The sequence below is a fragment of the Thermoflexus hugenholtzii genome, from assembly GCF_018771565.1.
GTDB classification, from domain to species: domain Bacteria; phylum Chloroflexota; class Anaerolineae; order Thermoflexales; family Thermoflexaceae; genus Thermoflexus; species Thermoflexus hugenholtzii_A.
This window is the reverse complement of the sequence record NZ_CP076326.1, coordinates 78,727-98,530: the sequence shown is the minus strand read 5'-3', so window position 1 is coordinate 98,530 and position 19,804 is coordinate 78,727. Positions and strand designations below refer to the sequence as shown.

The 19,804-nt window shown below is 68.9% G+C and carries 16 protein-coding genes and 1 pseudogene; 6 read left to right on the top strand and 11 right to left on the bottom strand.

The window, feature by feature from the left end; genetic code table 11:
• Positions 1-95: 95 nt before the first annotated feature.
• Positions 96-1,682 (bottom strand): murein biosynthesis integral membrane protein MurJ, encoded by a 1,587-nt coding sequence (gene murJ / locus KNN16_RS00480; protein ID WP_299282379.1) that lies wholly within the window; start codon positions 1,680-1,682, stop codon positions 96-98.
• A 278-nt stretch (positions 1,683-1,960) separates the two neighbouring features.
• On the opposite strand from murJ, the gene KNN16_RS00475 reads away from it, so the two are divergent.
• Complete coding sequence (locus KNN16_RS00475; protein ID WP_299282377.1) at positions 1,961-2,896, top strand: sensor histidine kinase KdpD; 936 nt, start codon at positions 1,961-1,963, stop codon at positions 2,894-2,896.
• An 87-nt stretch (positions 2,897-2,983) separates the two neighbouring features.
• Here the strand turns inward: KNN16_RS00475 and speD are convergent, their stop codons facing one another.
• Positions 2,984-4,507: an adenosylmethionine decarboxylase gene (speD, locus tag KNN16_RS00470; protein ID WP_303898022.1), complete on the bottom strand. Its 1,524-nt coding sequence runs from the start codon at positions 4,505-4,507 to the stop codon at positions 2,984-2,986.
• A 714-nt stretch (positions 4,508-5,221) separates the two neighbouring features.
• Here speD and KNN16_RS00465 point away from each other — a divergent pair.
• From KNN16_RS00465 to KNN16_RS15055, 4 genes and pseudogenes are all read left to right on the top strand, one after another.
• A complete protein-coding gene (locus tag KNN16_RS00465; RefSeq protein ID WP_299282370.1) occupies positions 5,222-5,596 on the top strand; it encodes a methylglyoxal synthase in 375 nt (124 codons plus the stop codon).
• Complete coding sequence (locus KNN16_RS00460; RefSeq protein ID WP_299282367.1) at positions 5,593-6,774, top strand: tetratricopeptide repeat protein; 1,182 nt, start codon at positions 5,593-5,595, stop codon at positions 6,772-6,774. Before KNN16_RS00465 ends, KNN16_RS00460 begins: the two co-directional genes overlap by 4 nt.
• 21 nt (positions 6,775-6,795) lie before the next feature.
• Positions 6,796-8,979, top strand: a complete 2,184-nt coding sequence (locus tag KNN16_RS00455; protein ID WP_303898021.1) for a glycosyltransferase family 39 protein — start codon at positions 6,796-6,798, stop codon at positions 8,977-8,979.
• A gap of 467 nt (positions 8,980-9,446) precedes the next feature.
• Positions 9,447-10,328, top strand: a pseudogene (locus KNN16_RS15055) (sensor histidine kinase); the annotation flags it as partial.
• 48 nt (positions 10,329-10,376) lie between these two features.
• Here KNN16_RS15055 and KNN16_RS00445 read toward each other — a convergent pair.
• Positions 10,377-11,330, bottom strand: a complete 954-nt coding sequence (locus tag KNN16_RS00445; protein ID WP_299282362.1) for a phosphatase PAP2 family protein — start codon at positions 11,328-11,330, stop codon at positions 10,377-10,379.
• Positions 11,331-11,469: 139 nt separating this feature from the next.
• Here KNN16_RS00445 and KNN16_RS00440 point away from each other — a divergent pair, with 139 nt between their 5' ends.
• A complete protein-coding gene (locus tag KNN16_RS00440; RefSeq protein WP_088571302.1) occupies positions 11,470-12,159 on the top strand; it encodes a metal-dependent hydrolase in 690 nt (229 codons plus the stop codon).
• A 147-nt stretch (positions 12,160-12,306) separates the two neighbouring features.
• Here KNN16_RS00440 and KNN16_RS00435 read toward each other — a convergent pair whose 3' ends face one another.
• The 8 genes from KNN16_RS00435 to KNN16_RS00400 all read right to left on the bottom strand — a co-directional run bounded on the left by KNN16_RS00435 (position 12,307) and on the right by KNN16_RS00400 (position 19,791).
• The gene (locus KNN16_RS00435; RefSeq protein ID WP_303898019.1) at positions 12,307-13,407 is read right to left on the bottom strand and encodes a peptidoglycan bridge formation glycyltransferase FemA/FemB family protein; all 1,101 of its coding nucleotides are present in this window, start codon (positions 13,405-13,407) and stop codon (positions 12,307-12,309) included.
• Complete coding sequence (locus tag KNN16_RS00430) at positions 13,404-14,414, bottom strand: peptidoglycan bridge formation glycyltransferase FemA/FemB family protein (protein WP_303898017.1); 1,011 nt, start codon at positions 14,412-14,414, stop codon at positions 13,404-13,406. Before KNN16_RS00430 ends, KNN16_RS00435 begins: the two co-directional genes overlap by 4 nt.
• 80 nt (positions 14,415-14,494) lie before the next feature.
• Positions 14,495-15,184 (bottom strand): response regulator transcription factor, encoded by a 690-nt coding sequence (locus KNN16_RS00425; RefSeq protein WP_273088656.1) that lies wholly within the window; start codon positions 15,182-15,184, stop codon positions 14,495-14,497.
• A 158-nt stretch (positions 15,185-15,342) separates the two neighbouring features.
• On the bottom strand, positions 15,343-15,870 hold the full coding sequence (gene rimM, locus KNN16_RS00420) for a ribosome maturation factor RimM (RefSeq protein ID WP_299282349.1): 528 nt from the start codon (positions 15,868-15,870) through the stop codon (positions 15,343-15,345).
• 24 nt (positions 15,871-15,894) lie between these two features.
• Entirely contained in the window at positions 15,895-16,128 is a 234-nt protein-coding gene (locus KNN16_RS00415) for a KH domain-containing protein (protein ID WP_088571307.1), read from the bottom strand.
• Positions 16,129-16,137: 9 nt separating this feature from the next.
• Positions 16,138-16,470, bottom strand: coding sequence for a 30S ribosomal protein S16 (rpsP, locus tag KNN16_RS00410; protein WP_314186292.1), 333 nt, complete (start codon positions 16,468-16,470; stop codon positions 16,138-16,140).
• Between the two features lie 98 nt (positions 16,471-16,568).
• The gene (gene ffh / locus KNN16_RS00405; protein ID WP_299282344.1) at positions 16,569-17,891 is read right to left on the bottom strand and encodes a signal recognition particle protein; all 1,323 of its coding nucleotides are present in this window, start codon (positions 17,889-17,891) and stop codon (positions 16,569-16,571) included.
• Between the two features lie 487 nt (positions 17,892-18,378).
• On the bottom strand, positions 18,379-19,791 hold the full coding sequence (locus KNN16_RS00400; protein ID WP_299282341.1) for an NADH-quinone oxidoreductase subunit N: 1,413 nt from the start codon (positions 19,789-19,791) through the stop codon (positions 18,379-18,381).
• Positions 19,792-19,804 lie beyond the last annotated feature (13 nt).

The window sequence follows — 19,804 nt, the reverse complement described above, 5'->3', positions numbered from 1 at the left end:
GTAAGCCGAAGCTCGCTTCAGCATCCGGAGGAAAGACGTTCCGGATCGCCCCGCGGTTCCCGGCCCCCGGACGACGCCGGAGAGCGGAAGAATCCTCAGCGAGCGAACCCCGAGGGGCGGGCGACGAGACGGGTCAGCGCCCCAAGGGTCAGGAGATAGATCAACGCCCCAAGGCCTCCGACGGCGAGGAGGTGAAGGGCTTCGCCGGTGGTGGAATGGGGGAGAGGAAGCCGGGCCCATGCCATGGAGATGCCCAGCGCCATCATCAGGGAGGCGACGAGGACGCGGAGAGCGAGCCGGGACAGGCCGTAGGGGCGCATCGAGCCCACCTGACGGAGCAGCAGGGCCCCCATGATCGCCGCATGGGCGGCCCACTGCACCGAATTGGCCACCGCCAGGTCGGTCACCTGCAGGGGTCGGAACAGCGTGGGGGCCAGGGCGGCCGCAAGGTAGATCCCCACGTTGCAGATCAGCCCCACCAGGGCGGGGGTGAAGGTGTCCTGCCGGGCGTAGAAGGCGAACACCAGCGGCTGATCGACGGCCGCGAAGATCAGGCCGGGCAGGTAGCCCCGCAGCACCCCGGCCACCACCGCCGTGTCTGTGGAAGTGAAGCGGCCATGCTCGAAGAGGAGGGCGATCACGGGTTCCGCCAGCACATACAGGCCGAAGGCGGCGGGGATGATCAGGATCAGCACCATCCGCAACCCGGCGGCCAGGGTGCTCCGGAAGGGCTCCAGATCCCCCCTCCCCTGGCGGGCCTCCACGCTGAGGCGGGAGAGGCGGGGGAGGATGGCCACGGAGATGGCGGTCACCACCAGCCCCAGGGGGAACTGGATCAACGTGGTCGCGTAGCGCATCCAGGCGATGCTGTTCGGGCCGGTGCGGGAAGCCAGGTGGTAGCTCAGCAGGATGGCGACCTGATTGACCGCCAGCCCGAACACGACGGGAAGGTAAAGGCGCAGGATCCGCCGCAAGGCGGGATGATACACGGAGGGGCGGGGCCACAGGCCATGCAGGGCAGGCAGCTGCAACAGCACCTGGGCGATGGCGCCCAGGACCATCCCCAGGGCCAGGGCGAACACCCCGATGCGCGGCCCCAGCAGGAGGGCGGCCGCGACGATGGCGGCGTTGAAGGCGGCCGCGGTGAAGGCCGGCAGGGTGAACCGCTGGAACGCCTGCAAGAGCCCGCCGATGACCCCGGCGGCGGCGAGGAACCACACCGCCAGAACCGTCAGGCGCAGGAGGCTTGCGGTCAGGTCCAGCAGGTGAGGATCCAGGCCCCCGGCTAACAGCCACGCGACCGGCCTGGCCCCGATCTCCACCAGAAGCACCACCGCCCCGATGATCCACCCGGCCCAGACCAGGACCGCCCCGGCCAGACGCCGGAGCTCCTGAGGCTGATCCGCATATTCCCGGAACACCGGGATCAGGGCGGAGCTGACCATGCCCCCGACCAAGAGGTCATACAGCTGGACGGGGACCACCGCTGCGGCCTCGAAGGCGCTCAGCGGCCCGCTGGACCCGAACAGCCCGCTCTTGACCGTCTCGCGCAGCAGGCCGATCAGGCGGCTGGCGACGTTGCCCGCGGCGATGATCATCGCATCCCGGGCCAGAAGGACCGTCTCCGCCTCCCGCCCGGCCATCTGTCGGATCCGCCTGCGGAACCCTTCCCACCGGTCCATGCCGGTCTCCGCGCTGGATTCGGCGGGGGCACAGACGCCCCCCGGGATACCTTCCCCATTTTACGCGCAGGCCGGAACGCGTTCCGCCCTCCGGGCGCTCCGCCCACCCGAGCCCCACGGAAAAGCGCGTGGCCCTGGTCTGCAATTTAGTTGTTTCCACCTAAAAGGATGTTAAAATGGTTTCTAACAGGCGCGACGCCCGCCGGGGTGGAAGCGTCCTTGCCCGGGTTGGGATCTTCCGGCGATTCGGCATCCCAGTGTTTTCGAGGAGCGCCGCGATGGGGCACCCGTATCTCACACCGGATGAATGGCTTTCCCGGCTGGAGCAGCAGGTCCTCTCCGCCTTTCGAGAGCTCCGGGGGTTGTATGAGCAGGAGAGAGCCCGGCGGGAAGAGCTGGAACGGGCCTACCGGCGGTTGAAGGATCTGGACGAGCTGAAGACGACCTTCGTGGCCCGCGCGGGCGCGGAGCTCCGTCAGCCCCTGGGGCTGGTGATCGGCTTCCTGGAAGCGGCCCTCGGCCAGCTTCCATCTTCGGAGATGCCGGACATCGCGGCGATGTTAGAGGGGGCCTTGCGAGGAGCTTATCGGCTGCTGGAATACATCGCTCCTCTCACCGCCTTTGCGGAGTTACACCGCCAGCCGACGGCTTTTGTGGAGCCTCTCCCGCTGGGCCAGTTGATCCATGATCTGCTCCGGGCGGAGCAGCCGACCCTCGCCGAGCGTTCAACGGAGATCCGTCTGGATCTGAGCGAGGAGGCGGAGAACACCCGCGTCGATGGACCTTATGGGGCTTACATCCTGCGCACCTTACTGGATTTCCTTTTCGCCGCTCGTCGAGAGGGAGGCCCCCTGGAGATCCGCGCCCGGATCCGGGAATCCGTCCTGCTGGTGGAGCTGGTCGATCCCACTCTCCGCCTCCCGGCGGAGACGCTGGCCTGGCTGAACGAAGGGGCCGCCGGGATCTCCGGGCCACAACCCGCTCGCCCCCGGGTGGATCCTGCGGTGCTGGGCCTGGCGATCACCCGAAGGGCCGCTCAGGCCTTAGGCGGCGATCTCTTCCTCCGGAGCGAGGGGGACCAGGGGATCACCCTGAGCGTCCTGCTCCCGGCCCGCCCCCTGGGGGTGGAGGATCAAATCGCCCTGCTCAGCCAGGCCCTGGAACGCCTTCCCTCTTCCGAGCCCCAGCGGCCAAGCCCCAGGGTCCCCGAGTAGAAGCTCCGCCGAGGCCCATGGGGGATCGGGAGACAGCATCGCCGGTGGGGGGAGAGACTTCTCCCCCCACCGGGGTGTCCGACGCCTTCAGACGCCCATCGGGAGGGCGGAGGAGCGGAGCGAAGGCGTCTCCGTCTCCGCTCGCAGAGCGGGGAGGACCATCAGGGGGCCCAGGCCGCGCTCCAGGGTGATTTGGGCCGACTCCTCGGGCTGCAGATAGTCCTTGAGCACCTCAACGATCACCTCCGGATCCGCCTCCCCGCAGGTGAACACATCCACGGCTACGTAGGCGTATTCCGGCCAGGCGTGAAGGGAGATGTGGGACTCCGCCAGGAGCACCAGGGCGGAGAACCCATCCGGGACGAAGCGGTGGATTTTCATGTTCAGCAGGGTGGCGCCGGCCCGACGCACCGCATGCTCCAGGACCTGCTTCAGCCCGCGCAGGGGCTCCCGGTTCCGGCATTTCCAGAACTCGGCGATGATGTGCCGGCCCAGGGTGAGCTGGGTGGGGAACGGGGTGGGCGCGGGGGTCATCACCGAGGCGGTGATGGCCATATCCACATCCGGGCTGCGCCACACCTGATCGATGGCGTCCTCGTCCTCGTAAAGCTCCCGCCCTCCCTCGATGACGTAGTCCTCCGGCGGCTGGAACTCCGGCAGCGTCTCCACCCGGAAGAAGGTCGAGCGATACCATGGCGTCCGCGCCGGGCGGGCGAAGGGCGGCAGATCCGGGATGGGCTGCTCGTCCGGGTCCTCCCAGTTGGCGTAGAGACTGAAGTCCGGCAGGATGTGGGTGAAGGTGATGGCGTGCCGGCTGAGGAGCTCCCGCTGCCACACGTGCCACTTGCTGATGTTGGACTCGATGCGGGTGATGCCGAAGTAGCCCGCATGCCCCTCCCCTTTCCGCAGGCACATGAAGCCCTTCTCCAGGAAGAGCAGCAGGCCGTGCTCGGTCTCGGTCGGGTCGGTGAGGAAGGTGTCGAAGCGGCCGAGCAGCTCGGTGGGGAGGCGCTCGGTGAGGCTGCGGCAGTAGACGGTGATGTTCAGGCCGGCCCGGCGGGCGGCCTGTTCGATGAAGTCGCAAAGGCGGCGGTCGATCTCAATCACCACGACCGAGCGGGGTAACCCGGTCAGGGCCAGGGCCAGGCTGGCCAGGTCGTCATCGCCCAGCACGATGATGTCTTTGCCCTCCACATCCCCCTGGGCGACCATGAGGGCGACCCGCCGCATCACCGAGTCGATGGTCTGATAGCCCTGGTCGTAGGCCGCCAGAGGCTCCGGACGGCCCTGGGCCAGCTCCGCGTAGCGCCGCGTCACCTCCGTGAAGAAACCCAGGTCCACCCCGGTCCCCCCGCAGGCGGCGCAGCGGATCTCGGGCACCACCTGAACGCCCAGCTCCCGGGCCAGGGCCTGGCCGCGGTCCGTCAGGAGCAGGCGCTGCCCGTCGAAGGCCAGGAGCCCGTGGCGGAGCAGCTGCTGGACGCCCTCCACCACCCGTGGAAAGGGAAGCCCAGCGGTGCCGGCGGCCTGCCAGGGGTCCCCCTCCCGCACGATGGCGCGCAGGAGGCGGGCCAGCTCCGAGCGCCCCAGGGTCAGGATCTCCCCCGCCATTGTTCACCTCCTTTCCCCGGAATGTTGGCGGCGCCTTCCGGCGCCCGGAAGCGGAGACGGCTCCGCACGCACCGTCCCCTTACAAAGCAAATAGGCAGCACGGGTTCCGCACCCGGCATCATCGGAAGTCCCGACGCATGCCAAAAGCCGGAACGGCTGCCTATTGAGTTGTCGCTTGCCTCAACGCCGCGTAGTTGCACACCAACCCGGCCGGCTTTCCCCACCGGTCCGCAGGTTTTGATTATAGCAAAATGTGCGCAGGCGAACAACATGGCGCAGGCAAGGCAACGCCCGCAGCGGCCTGGATTTCCCGGTTCTCCAGACAGGACGAGCCGGTTTCCACCTTCAGATAAAAGAGGAGGTGGGCAACCGCTCGTCGGTGCCCTGCAACCTATGGGGGACGAATCAAAACCGGCAGACCGGATATCGAGCCCTCAAGGGCCTCCAATCCCTTCCAACGAGGATCCCCCTCATGGGTTCGGATGGCCTTGATCCCATCGGCCTCCGCTCCTGGTGAAGGGATAGAGGGTCCGGTCACACATCACCCCGGGATTTCCACCAGGCGAGCGGGGGAGCGATCTCTCCTCGGTGTGGTCTGGAGGATCCGCAGTGGGCCCTCTCATGCGTGGAGCTCCCGCCGGGCGGAGGACCTGGGTTAACATTGAGGGGAACCTTCCCGCGCGGCTTCAGAACGAATCGGGAGGCATCGCAGTCATGCCCAAGCGGATCGCGATCATCGCCCACGACGGCAAGAAAGGGGAGCTGGTCGAATGGGCCCGGCAGGAGCGGGAGCGCCTGGCCCGGCATCAGCTGGTGGCCACCGCCACCACCGGGCGCACCCTCCAGGAAGCCCTGGGGCTGGAGGTGGCCTGCGTCCGCTCCGGCCCCCAGGGCGGGGATGCCCAGATCGCCGCGATGGTGGTGGAAGGCCGGATCGACGCGGTGATCTTCCTGGTCGACCCCCTCTACGCCCACCCCCACGAGCCGGATATCCGCACGGTGATGCGCCTGTGCAACGTCCACAACATCCCCCTGGCCACCAACCTGGCCACCGCCTCGATGGTGCTGCGCGGCCTGGAGGAGGAATGACCCGACGCCGGCGCTGGCTGCTCTGGCTGCTCCTCGATCTGCTGGCCCTGTCCGCCCTGTTCGCGCTGGACTGGCGGCTGCGGGCCGGGGGACGCATGCCCGCCATGGCCGTGACGCCCACCCCGACCCTCTCCGCCGCGCACTACGCCCGCCGGGCGGAGGCCGCCTATCAGGCGGGAGACCTCCGGAGCGCGGAGGAAGGCTACCGCCTCGCCCTGGCCTTGGAGCCGGAGAACCCGGCGCGTTACCTCCCGCTGATCCGCCTCCTGGCCTTCACCAACCGCCTGGAGGAAGCCGCCGCCTGGCTGGAGCGAGGCCGCCGGCTGGCTCCGGAGGATCCGCGCCTTCTGGGGATGGCCGCGTTGATCCTGGACTGGCAGGGGAGGATCCCCGAGGCGATCCAGGCTGGGGAACAGGCGGTGGCCCGCCTTCCCGAGGAGGCCGCCCTCCACGCTTATCTGGCAGAAGCCTACGCCGACGCCCATCGCCCGCAGGCCGCCCTGGCCGCCGCCCGGAAAGCCCTGAGCCTGGCCCCGGATTCGCCGGACGCCCACCGGGCCCTGGGCTACGTCTACGAGACCCTGGGGCGCTATGCGGAGGCGATGGCGGCCTACCAGGAGGCCCTGCGCCGGGATCCGCTGATGGTGGTGACCTGGCTCGCCCTGGGGCGCAACGCCCTGGTCCTCGGGCAGACCGCCGCCGCCCTGGACGCCTTCCAGCGGGCCGCTGCCCTGCGGCCGGAGGACCCACGGGTTCTGGACGAGCTGGGCTGGCTGTATTACAACCTGGGCCGGCTGGAGGAGGCGGAGCAAACCTTGAGGAAGGCCCGGGAACAAGACCCGGACGACTGGCGGATTCTGTATCACCTGGGGGTCACCCTCTACGCCCGGCGGAAGTATGAGGAAGTGGTGGACGCGAACCATCTGCCGCGGGGGATCGCCCGGCTGCAGGCCGTCCTCCGGGCAGAGGGGAAAACCTGCGCCCCGGAGACGCTGCCGACGGAGCCGCGCTGCGCCCGCCTGGTGGAGATGGCCTACCTGCTGGGTCTCTCCCACTACTATCTGGGGGACTGCGCCGCTGCGCGCCCCTGGCTGGAGCAGGCCCTCGCCATCTCCCCTCAAGAGGAAAACGCTCGGCGCGGCCTCCGGTTGTGCGAGGGCCAGTCCCCCACGCCTTGAGGGAACGACACCGAAGCGCCTATGCGTGAACACCCATCGCCTCGGATCATTCATCAAGGCCAGGCCCCAGGGGGGCGATGTTGCGCCCTGGGGGCTCCGCTGGGGATCCTCCTGATCGCCTTCGCCTTCTACCTGCTCGGGCTGCCTGCGTCCTTTGTCCACAACGATGAAGCCCATGGAGCCGTCGTGTGGATCTACGATCTCCCGGGCACCCTCGCCGCCGTGGCCCGGGACAGCCATCCGCCGCTCTATTACCTCGTGCTCTGGGGATGGCTCCGCCTGGTCCCGCATCCGTTCGCCCTCAAGTTCGTATCGCCGTTCTTCGCATTGCTGGCGCTGGCCCTCACCTACCGCCTGGTGGCGGAGGCCGCCGGGCGTCGGGCCGCCGCGGGGGCGGTGCTCCTGATGGCCTTCAACCCGCTGTTCTTCGCCCTGGCCACCCTGGGCCGGATGTATCCGATGGCCATCGCCGCCGCCGCCCTGGGGTTCCGGCAGGCCCTCCGCCGGCGCGATGGCAGCTGGCTGCTCAGCGCCTGGGTCCTGACCCTCACCCACTTTTACGGCCTCCTTTTCCTCCCGGCCCAGCGCCTGCTGATCCCGGGATGGCGCCCCCGGCTCCGGGAGCTGGGCCGGATGGCCCTGGCCCTCCTCCCCATCGCCGGGTGGTCCCTCTGGGCCCTCGGCCCCTCCATGGCCCACACCGTCCGCACCCTGTCCCGCATCCCGGTTCGTCCCACCCCCCTGGAGGTCCTGGCCAACCTGATGGGCGCCCTGGGGATCGGGATCGGGGCGGACGGGCGGCTGGGGATGCTGGGGGCCCTCGCCGTCGCCCTGGGGATCCTGGCCTCATGGCGGGCCCGACGCCTCTGGGGCGCGATGGCGCTGCCCGTGGGCCTGGGGCTCCTCCTCACCCTGCGTTTCCCTTTCTATGCGGCCCGCTATTTCGCCCCCCTCCTCCCCCTCTACGCCTGGGCCCTGGCCGCCGGCGGGTCGGCGCGGCGGCGCGTGCTGTGGCCGTTGCTGTTGAGCCTGGGGCTCTACGGGATCGGACGGACATGGGCGGTTTACGCCAACGCGCCGATCTACGCCGAGGCCCAGCGGGAGCTCTACGCCACCCTCTTCGAAATGGCCCATCCGACGGACCGGATCGCTTTCCACGGCTACTGGAACCAGGCGGAGATGGCCCTGTTCTACCCGGAGACCCGTCCGCGTCTGCTCCCGCTGGAGGCGATCCGTCCGGCGGACTCCTCGCTTCCGACGCGCACCTGGGTGGTGGGCGTTACCTTCTTCCAGGACCTCTACCGGCCGGTCGTTGAGGCCCTCGCCCGGGAGGGCCCCTTCGACGTCCATGCCTGGTATCCGATGGCGGAGGTCTTTCGCTTCGTCCCCTGGGAGGAACCCGCGCCGTGGCGGCCGACCGGGGTTCGTTTCGAACAGGGGATCGTCCTGGAAGCGGTGGCCTGGCTGGACCCGGTCACGGACCCGGGCGGGAGCATCCGGGTGGGGCTGCGCTGGCGAGCGGAGGGCATCCCTGAAGGGCGTTACGTGGTCTTCCTCCACCTATGGGATGAGCAGGGGCGCTACCGGGCCGGCGTCGATCGAGAGCCGGATCCCCCCACGTCCGAATGGCAGCCCGGGCAGCTCGTCACCCAGACCCTGGCCCTCGCGGCCCCGCCGTTCCTGCCGGCCGGCCGCTATCGCCTGATGGTGGGGCTTTACGAGCGCCTGGGCTCCGGCTGGCGGCGCCTGCGCACGGCGGAGGGCGCGGAGGCCTGGCAGATCGGAGAAGCGGAGATCCGCCCCCGCCTTGCGAGCGCCTTCGCCTCCGGCATCCCCCTGCCGGGCGGGATCACCGTCCGGCCCCAGGGTGCGTGGCGGACGACCCTGGATGGGACGCCACGGTTGCGGGTGCACCTCCTCTGGCAGACGGACCGCCCGCTCCCGGATGACACCCATCGCCTCTGGATCCGGGGTCCGGACGGGACGATGCGGCCCCTGGATCCCCCGGAGGGATGGTTCCCGGGATCCCGGATTGCCGGCGAGGAGGCCGCGGAGATCTGGGAATGGCGGGAGCCGCTCCCCCCGGGGCGCTATCAGGTTTTCTGGGAGGGTGGGGGTCTCTTCCCCCTCTTCGCCTTCCGGATCCCTCCGGAGGGCTATCGGTGGGATTACGACTGGATCTTCCGGAACCGTCTTCCCTGGTAGTCGCTTCGCCGCGGGGGATGGCAAAATAGGGGATAAGGAATCGCACGCGGGAAGCCAAGGAGGGCGCGCTGAACGCGGATTCCGGGACGGCGCTGCGCTTCTTCGCCGGACTGGTCTACTACACCCTGGGGCTGATCCTCCTCCTGCAGTCCCGGGGCCAGAGCCGGCTCCGTCTGGCCCGCAGCCTCCCCTGGCTGGCGGGGTTCGGCCTTCTGCACGCCCTCTACGAGTGGAGCGGGGTCTTCCCGCTGCTGGACCGCGTTCCGTCCGGGGAACTGCTGGCCCTCGGCCGGACGGTGACCCTGGCCCTGGCCTTCCTGTGCCTGTTTGAGTTCGGGGCGGACATCGTGGCCCCACTGGGCCCCCGCTGGCGATGGCTGCGCTCCCTCGGGTGGGGCCTGTTCCTGACCTGGGGAAGCGTGGCCCTGCTCCTCAGCCTCCTCCCCCAGCCCCTGCCCGCCTGGCGGATGGATATTGAGGCCGCCGCCCGGCTCCTCCTGGGCTTCCCCGGCGGGATGCTCACCGCTTACGCCCTGCGCCGCCACACCTTCCACCTGCTCGTTCCCCTGGCCCGTCCCCATATCATCAGCATGCTGCGCATGGCCGGCCTCGCCATCGCCGCCTACAGCGTCCTGGCCGGGCTGATCGGACCGGCGGAGATTTTCCCTCCGCTGAGCGAAGCGACGCTGGAGCGTTTCCTCGGGGTCCCGGTGTTCCTGCTGCGCAGCCTGGCCGGCATCGTGCTGGTCGGAGGGATGCTGCGGGCTCTGGAGATCTTCGAGATCGAGCTGAGCAGCCGGCTGGGCAGCCTGGAGGAAGCTCAGATCCTGGCCAGCGAGCGGGAGCGGATGAGCCGGGAGCTGCACGACCGCACCCTCCAGATGATCTACGGCGCCGGGCTCCTGCTCCGCAACCTCCAGACCCAGATGGAGCCCGCCCAAGCTGCCACCCTCGACCCGGTCATCCGCATGCTGGACCAGGCGGTGCAGAGCCTGCGGGAGATCCTGCAGGAGTGGCAGGCCCGTCCGGCCATGGCCAGCCTGGTGGATGGGATGGAGCGGTTGATCCGCGAATACGGGCTCCCCGCCCTGATGGACGTGGAGACCGACTGGCAGATCCCGGCCGACGCCCAGCTCCCTCCGACCCAGCTCCGCCACATCCTGGCCATCGTCTCCGAGGCCTTGAGCAACGTGGTTCGCCACGCCCGCGCCCGTCGCGTTCGCATCGCCGCGGCGCTGAAGGACGGGCGCCTGCAGATCCGCATCGCCGACGATGGTCGGGGCTTCGGGCCGGAGGCCCAGCCCGGCTTTGGCCTGCGCAACATGGAAGAGCGCGCGCACCTCCTGAACGGGCGTCTGGAGATCCAGAGCCAGCCCGGCGTGGGGACCACCGTGATCTTAGAGATCCCGTGGGGAGGGATCCGTCGGGGGGACCTCTATCGTCCCCTGTGGTCGGGCCAGCCCCAGCCGGAGGAACAGGAGGGGCGCCCCGGCGGTCACGTAGAGGCCAACCAGGAGGTAGCGGAGTAACCGGAGCCCGGGCATCCCGGCGGCCTCCCCAAGGAGGCCGGTGAAGACCATCCCCAGAAGGACGTAAACCGCCCCCAGGCTGACCAGGCCGAGCGAGAGCCGGACGCCGCGCTGCATCCACACCCCTCCGGGATCCAATCCCCCGGAGGCCCGGGATTCAACGAGGACCCCCCAGGCCATCCCCAGCCAGGCGCCCAGAGGCACGGCGGTCTCCCGGGTGGGGTGGAGGAGGAACAACGCCAGGGCCGCCCCGGCAGCCAGGGCCGCTTTCGAAAGGGCGGAATGAGGAAGGCGCCGAACCAGCCCGGGGAACAGACGCAGGGTCGCCAGCGCCACCAGAGCCCCGACGGCCCAGCCGGCCACCACATCGTGCGGGAAGTGCACGCCCAGGACGACGCGGGAGAGGCCGACGAGCAGGATGAGGAGAACCGCAAAGAGGGTGAAGGGCCCGCTGCGGATCATCCCGGCCAGGGTCCCCCACATGGCCGCCGCGTTCAGCGCGTGCCCGCTGGGCAACCCGTAGCCCAGGGCCTCCCCACCCGGCAGCCACACCTGCACCCGGTCGGGCGCGACCTGGAAGGGCCGGGGCGTGGCGAAGAGGTCCTTGAGGACGAACGTGAGATAAGCTCCCAGCAGCAACGCTGTGGCGGCGTAAAGCGCCTCCCGCTTGCGGTAACCCCAGAGCAGCACGGCGAGGATGAGCAGGAAGGCCTGCTCCTCCCCCAGCCAGGTGATCGCCCGCCACAGCGGGAGGGCCCAGGGCGGCTGGAGCGCCTGCAGCGCAACGATCCCCTCGATCTGCCAGCGGATCCAATCCGGCATCCTCACGCCTCCAGGGGGAGAGGTAACGAAGCAGCCCGGGGGGGTGCCTCCACCCCTGACCCTCGTCCGCAGACGCAGTGCTATAGTATATACAAAGGGAAGCCGGACTTTCCATTCCACGTGCGGAAAGGAGGTCCCCATGGCGGTTCGGGTCACCTGGTATGGCCACGCGGCGTTCCTCCTGGAGAGCGATGGCAAGCGTATCCTCATCGATCCTTTCCTGAGCGGCAACCCCCTGGCTCCGGTGAAGGCCGAGGAGGTGCAGGCCGATGTCATCATCATCACCCATGGCCACGCCGACCACGTGGGCGACGCGGTGGACATCGCCCGGCGGACCGGCGCGCTGGTGATCAGCAACTATGAGATCACCTCCTGGTTCCAGAGCAAGGGGGTGCAGAACGTCTGGGCGCTGCACATCGGCGGAGGCCGGGATTTCGACTTCGGCCGCGTCAAGCTGACCCCCGCCCTCCACGGCTCCGTCCTTCCGGATGGCGCCTATGGGGGGAACCCGGCGGGCGTCCTCCTGTATCTGGGCAAGCACCGCATCTACCACGCCGGCGACACCGGGCTCTTCGGGGATATGAAGCTGATCGGCGCGGAGAAGCTGGACCTGGCCCTGCTGCCCATCGGGGACAACTTCACCATGGGGCCCGCCGACGCCCTCCAGGCCGTCCGCCTGCTGAAGCCGAAGGTGGTCATCCCCATGCACTACAACACCTGGGAGCTGATCCAGCAGGACCCCCATGCCTGGGCCCGGAAGGCGAAGGCGGCGGTGAAGGGCCTCAAAGTGGTGGTGCTGGAGCCCGGCGGGACCTTCGAGCTGAAATGAAAAAACCTGCGCCGATGAGGTCCAGTTCCTCTCAGAGCCGGCGGGCCCTATGGGAGCCCGCCGGCTCCGCTCTCGGGGCCTTCCGGATTTCCCGGGCAGGTGATTGCTTTCGGCCACATACATGCAGGGCAAGTGCTCGCAGTTGCCCTACGTAGGGCCTCCCCCTTCTATCCGGCGCCAGTAGCGGCGGCGCAACCATGCCAGGTAGCGGGGGATCAGCTCGGTGTAAAGCCGGTAGAGAAGCGGCCGGACGGGGTAATCCCAGGTCCCGATGAAGCGCACATAGCGTCCCCCGAACCCCCGCTTGAAGCGATATACTCCCCACATGGGATCTGACTCCACGGGCTCCGCCGGTGCTCCCCAGAAGTCATACCGGCGGCATCCGACCGAGCGGGCCCAGCGGATGGCTTCCCACTGCAGGCGGTGGTTCGGCATCTTGTCCCGGTGGCGGTCCCGCGAGGCGCCGTAGAAATACCAGGCGGTGGGCCCGAAGCGATAGAGGATCACCATCGCCACCGGCTCCCCGCCCACCTCGGCCAGGAGCGGCCGGGCGCAACCCGCCTCGTAGAACATCCCCCAGGCTTGCCGGTAGTAAGCCCGCGGTCGGATCACGAAGCGGTCCCGCCGCGCCGTCTCCGCGTAGAGCTCGTAAAGCAGGTCGAAGGCCTCCGGGCCCACCGGCCGCACCGTCACGCCCTTGCGCTCGGCCAGACGGATGTTGTAGCGGGTCTTCGGATGCATCCCGCGCAGCAAGGTCTCCTCATCCGCCTCCAGGTCCAGCCACAGGCTGGCGGGGAACTGCACCGACTCGGCGGCCGGTCGCCACCCGCGACGCAAAAGGATAGTTTTCAAGGGGGCAGCCACCGGAGCCCGCGGCCCCTCCTCCGCAGGGCCCTCCGCCTCCACCACCTCGGGGTCGATCCGCAAGAGGATCCCCCGACTCCGGCGGGCCAGCGCCTCCAGGTCCCGGAGGACGACTTCCGCCGCTTCTTCATCGGCCGGATCCATCAGAGGCCCTCGGGGAATGTAGAGCAGGCGGAACAGGCCCAGGCGGTCCTCCCGGCACAGAACCTGGGCGGCCGCCCGCACCCGTCCGTCCGCATCGACCCAGAGCCAGCGCGTGGGCCGCCAGCCATAAAGAGCCTTGAAGGCCCCCCATGTCCAGCTCTGGAGGATGTGGGGGGAAGGCAGCTGGAGCAGCGCCCGATCCCAGGCCTGCGGATCCTCGATGCGGAGGGAGCGGATCATGCCCGGATCAGCCTCCGAAGCAAGCGGTAGAGCCGGGGGCGATAGACGCGATCGAAGGCGCCTGCCCAGCGGACGATGCGGCCGCCGAACCCCCGCTTGAAGCGATACACGCCCCACAGCCCATCCCGGCGGGCCATAAACTGGGCCTCCAGGATCTCCGGCTCCTCATCCGGGATCCCCCACAGGTCATACAGGCGGCATCCCCGCGCCTTCGCCCAGCGCATCGCCGTCCACTGAAGGGCGTAGGTGGGCATCCTCTCCCGGTGGCGGTCTCCTGAGGCGCCGTAGAAATACCAGGCTCGCTCTCCCCAGGCGAAGGCCATCAGCCCGGCCAGAGGCTCCTCCTCATAGTAAGCCAGCCAGAGGCGGGCCAGATGAGGGACGAAGCGTTCGTAGGCGGCGCGATAATACGCGAAGGTGTGGATGGCGAAGCGATCCCGCTCCGCTGTCCGACGAAGCAGCTCGTAAAATCGGGGGAGATCCTCCGGCCCGGCCTCCCGCACCGTCACGCCCTTGCGCTCGGCCAGGCGGATGTTATAGCGGGTCTTGGGATGCATCCGCTGAAGCAGGGCCTCCTCCTCTCCCTCGAGGGAGACGAGGATGGTCCGCCGGGGCTGCACCGGCGGGGCGGGCTGGAATCCGAAGGCGAGAAGGTCCAGGGTGAGCTCTCCCTCGGCCGCGTCGGGCTCCAGGCGCAGGTAGAGGGCCCGGACCTCCCGGGCCAGGCGGTCCAGGGCGCTCTGCAAGCAGCGGAAGACCTCCGGGCGTTGCCAGTCTCCCACCGGCCCTTTCGGAACATAGAGGATGGAAAAGCCCAGGGGGAGGGAGCGGATCAGAACCTGCAGGCCGGCGCGGGGGAAGCCGCCCTCGATCACCAGCCACCGGCGGGCCTGCCAGCCGAAGCCCGCCTTCAACGTGGCCCAGGGGGCGGTCTGGAGGATGTGCGCCTCCGGATGGGCTTCCAGGAAGGCCATCCAGGCTTCCGCATCCACCTCCCGGACGCCCATCCCCTCCGGCGCGCAACCGCCCCCCGGAGGGACCACAAACCCGCCGTGCGGCTCAGGCTCCCGGTGAGGCCAGCGTTCCGTCATCCGAGGGCGAACCGGTAACCGTGGCCGCGCTCCGTCAGCAAAAAGCGCGGCTGATCAGGGTCCGGCTCGATCCGCTGGCGGAGGCGCCAGATATACCATTTGACGTTCTGGGGATCCACGCTGCCGTCGGGCCAGACGTTCCGGGCGATCTCCTCGGGGCTGAGGGTTTGCCCGGCCCGCTCCGCCAGATAGCACAGCAGGCGGTGTTCCGTCTCGGTCAACAGCCGCTCCTCCCCATGCAGGATCACCCGGGGATACTGGGGATCGATGAGCAGGGCGCCCTCCCCGAAGCGCCAGTAGATCCGCTTGCCGGGCGGCGGCAGGCGAACCCGGCGCAGGTGGGCATCGATGCGGGCCAGGAGCTCCTCCATTGAGAAAGGCTTGACGATGTAGTCATCGGCGCCCAGCTTCAACCCCTCCACCCGTTCCTCCACAGCGGCGCGGGCGGTCAGGATCAGGATGGGCACCGTGGAGACCGCGCGGATCTGCCGGCAGACCTCCAGCCCATCGATATCGGGAAGCATAAGGTCCAGGATCACCAGGTCCGGCTGGTGCTCCTGGAATTTCTGCCAGCCCTCCGTGCCGTTGAAGGCCAGGACCACCTGGAAGCCCCGCCGCTCCAGGAAACGACGGATGAGTTCCGCCAGCTCCGCCTCATCCTCCACCACCAGGATCGTCTCCGCCATCCGCGCCCTCCCCGCGCAGAGATCGAAGGGTCCCGGGAAGCATCCCCATCCTCAGCTTCCAGTATGACATAAGGCACGGAGTTTGAGCAAGGTTAGCCAGCGGAACCCCGAAGTCCTGTCTCGCTTAAGCGCCGGAAGGGAGGATCGGAGGCCCGGCCTCACGCCTCCTCCGCCTCATCGAGGAGGCCGGGCATGGGCCAGATCACCATCCGGTTGGCTTCGACGTCGATCTCCCGGACCACATCCCGGATGGCCGGGATGAGGACCTCCCCGAAGGGGCCCAGGACGACATACACGTCGTTGGCTCGGGTGTAGAGGATCTCCTTCACGCGCCCCAGGTATACCCCTTCGGTGGTGTAGACGTCCATATCCAGGATCTCGTGCTCGTAGAACTCCCCCGGCGGGAGCGGGACGGCCTCCTCCCGCTCGATCAGCACCAGACGTCCCCGCAACGCCTCCGCCGCCTCCCGCGTCTCGCATCCGGGCAACCGCATGAGGACCATCCCCTTGTAATACCGGAAGCGGACTCCCTCGTAGGGGATGGCTTCCTCCCCAATGTAGACCCGCTTGAGCCGTTTCAGCCGCTCGGGGAAATCGGTGAGGATCTCCAGCTTCATCTCGCCCCGGACCCCCCAGGGGCGGGCGATCCGGGCCACGGCGAGGAAACGGGGGAGCGGCTTCCGCATCGCGGACAACCCCGGTCCGACGGCTTACTCCAGGGGCTCAATCCGCAGATCCACCTTCCGATGCGGAGGGGCCGCGGCCCGCATGACCTGACGGATGGCCTCCGCCAGATGTCCCTCCCGGCCGATCAGGCGTCCCATCTCGCCGGGCGGCGCCTTCAGGATGTAACGGATCACCGGCCCCCGGCGCAGCTCCCGGATCTGCACCGCGGAGGGATCGTCCAGCAGGGCCCGGACGATGAACTCCAGGAAGGCCCGCATCGCAGCCTCTCAGCGGGTGGAGGTGCGGGTGCCGGCCTCCAGGGCTGTGGCCTCCGCGACCAGCGCCTCCAGCGGCTCGCCGGCCTTCAGCCGCTCGAAGCGAGCCAGCGTCCCCGTCTTACGGAACAGGATCCGCACCGCCTCCGTGGGCTGGGCGCCTACCCGCAACCAGTGGAGGGCGCGGGCCTCGTTCACCACGATGGTCTCCGGCTCCGTGCGGGGGTTATAATGCCCGATGATCTCGATGAACTTCCCATCCCGCGGCGCCCGCGAATCCGCCACGACGATCCGATAAGTGGGTTCGTGCTTCTTCCCCATGCGCTGCAGTCGGATCCGAACCATCTCCACCTCTCACAGGATGAAGTTTTATCGAGACAACCCAAAGGCTGTCCCGTTCCGAAGCGGAAACGTCATAGGGGGCGGCAGGCCGTCCCCGGGCCTCAACGGAAAAACGGGAAGGGGAAGCCGCCGCGGCCGGCTTTCATCTGCTTCATCAGACGCTGGAGCTGGCGGAACTCGTTGAGCAGCTGGTTGACCTCCTGCACGGTGGTCCCGCTGCCCCGGGCGATCCGCCGCTTGCGGCTGGCGTTCAGGATCTCCGGGTTGCGCCGTTCCTCCGGCGTCATCGAGTTGATGATCGCTTCGATGCGCTTGAACTGGCGATCCGCCTCCTCCGGCGAGAGCATTCGAGCCATCTGACTGTAACCGGGCAACATCTCCAGCAGCTGGGAGAGCGGCCCCATCTTCCGCAACATCCGCAGCTGCTCCCGGAAATCCTCCAGGGTGAACTCGGCCCGGCTCAGCTTGCGGGCCATCTCCGCCGCCTTCTCCGCCTCCACCGCCTCCTGGGCCCGCTCGATCAACGTGAGCACATCCCCCATGCCCAGGATCCGGGAGGCCAGCCGCTCCGGCTGGAACGGCTCCAGCTGATCTGGCTTCTCGCCCACTCCGATGAACTTGATGGGGACCCCGGTCACCGCTCGGATGCTGATGGCCGCCCCGCCGCGGGCATCCCCATCCAGCTTGGTGAGGATGAGGCCGGTCAGGCTCAGCCGCCGATGGAAAGCCTCAGCCGCCCGGACGGCGTCCTGGCCGGTCATCGCGTCGACCACCAGCAGGATCTCCTCCGGCCGGATGGCAGCCCGGATGGCCTCCAGCTCCGCCATCATCTCCTCATCGATGTGCAGCCGGCCCGCTGTGTCCAGGATCACCAGGGTATGTCCGTGATCCCGGGCGAACCGCAGCGCGCGGCGGGCGATGTCCACCGGGTCCGCCTCCGGCCCTTCCCGGTAGACCGGGATGTTCAGCTGCTTTCCCAGGATCTCCAGCTGATCGATGGCCGCCGGGCGGTAGACGTCGGCCGCCACCAGCAGGGGGCGCTGGCCGGCCTTCCGCATGCGCAGGGCCAGCTTCGCCGCCGTAGTGGTCTTGCCCGATCCCTGCAACCCGACCAGCATCACCCCGTGGGGCGGGGAGCCCGCGAGATGGAGCGGGGCCGGGCTGCCCAGGGTTTTCACCAGCTCCTCGTAGACGATCTTGATCACCTGTTGGGCCGGGGTGAGGCTCCGCAACACCTCGGCCCCCACCGCCCGCTCCCGGACCCGGGCCAGGAAGTCGCGGACCACGGTGTAGTGGACGTCCGCCTCCAGGAGGGCCAGGCGGATCTCCCGCAGCGCCGCGTCCACGTCGGCCTCGGTGAGCACCCCCCGCCGCCCCAGGCGGTCGAAGATCTGCTGGAATTTCTGGGTCAGCCCCTCAAACATTCTCTGATCTTTCCCTTTCAGGGGTCCCGGGGCACAGATCCTCCTCGCTAACCCAGGGGGAAATTATAACACAAGCGCGGATCGATCTACGGGTTCGCGCCACCGCCCATGCATCGAGGCGCGGATGGGTCTATGCGCCTTCATCGGGGAGGCTCGCCGGGATGGCGATCGCACCGATGGGAACTCGGCCCCCCATAGACGCCCCGTGCCGGCCTTTGCGCCGATTGAAATCGGCCTTCATCGGCGCTTGCGCGCCAGGCGTCGGCCTCCGCCGACACAGATGCAAAGAATGCCTTTTTCGGTCGGCGCAGGTCGACCGCTGGCCGCAGGCCTTCTGAGGTCGGATTCATCCGGCACGCCCCGCGCCGAGCGTCGGCCTCCGCCAACGCAAAGGATGCCTTTTTCGGTTGGCGCATGCCGACTGTCGGCCGCAGGCCTTCTAAGGCCGGATTCATCCGGCGCGCCCCACCAGAGGGGTCAGGAACGTTCAGAGGGTCACCCCTTTTAGCAGGAACCAGAGGAAGCCCAGGAGGAGCGTGCCCAGGCCGGAGATCACCACGGAGGCGCGCACCCAGGGATAGCGGGCCGGGAGACGAAGGGGCTCCGGCCGGCCCATCCACATGGCCACCACCACCCGCAGGTAGAAATACGCGGAGATCACTGTGGTGATCACCCCGATAAGGACCAGGGCTGTCCACCCGGCCTGCCAGGCCGCCGCGAACAGGAGCAGCTTGGCGAAAAAGCCCGCCGTCGGCGGCACCCCGATGAGGGAGAGCATGAAAAGCGCCATGGCCGCTCCCATCCCCGGGGCGCGGCGGGCCACCCCCGCGTAGGCCTCAAAGGAGTGATCCTCCCCCTCGGGGCCTGCCATGCTCACCGCCACCGCGAAGGCCCCCAGGGTGGCGAAGGCGTAAGCCAGCAGGTAGAACACCACGCCCGGCAGCGCCAGCGACGGCTCCCCCAGCAGGCCCAGGAGCAGATACCCGGCATGGGCGATGCTGGAATAGGCCATCATCCGCTTGAAGTCGGATTGCATGAGGGCAACGATGTTGCCCACCAGCATGGTCGCCGCAGCCATCCACGCCAGCGGCCCCGCCCAGAGAGCCGTTGCCGGCGCCAGACCTGTGAGGAGCACCCGGGCCAGGGCGGCGACGGCCGCGGTCTTGGTCGCCGCGGCCATAAACCCCGTCACCGGCGTGGGCGCCCCCTCATACACATCCGGCGTCCACAGATGGAAAGGCACCGCCGCCACTTTGAAGCCGAGGGCCACCAGCAGGAGCGCCCCGCCGATCCAGACCAGGGGCCGGGCCCCGGGATCCGGCCGCTCCAGCCATGCGGCCAGGTCCCGCAAGTTCGTCACGCCCGTCCCGGCAAAGATCAGGGCGATCCCGAACACCAGGAAGGCCGAGGCGAAGGCCCCCAGCAGGAAATACTTGAGGGCCGCCTCCTCCGATTCGGCCCGGGGCCGGGCGAAGCCCGTCAGCACATACAGGGGAAACGACAGCCACTCCAAGGCCAGGAACACGATGAGCAGATCCCCGGCCACCGCCATCAGCAGCATGCCGGCGGAGGCCAGCAACAGGAGCGCGTAATACTCCCCGCGCTCCAGCCCCCGATCCACCAAATAATGGCGCGACAGCAGGATGGCCATCCCGGTCCCAAGCAGGACGGCCAGGCTGAACCAGAAGGCCGGGCGATCCCACACGACCATCCGATGGAACCCCTCGACGGGCCCCTCGCCGGCCAGGGCGAGGGTGACCCCCAGCCCCGCTCCGGTGATCCCCAGGGCCCCCCAGGCCATCCCATGGGCCGATCCCGGACGCCGGAAGGCTTCCACGAGGAGCAACCCCAGCGCCCCCGCCGTCAGGACGATCGTCGGCCACAGCGGTGTCCACATCATCCCCGATCCCCTC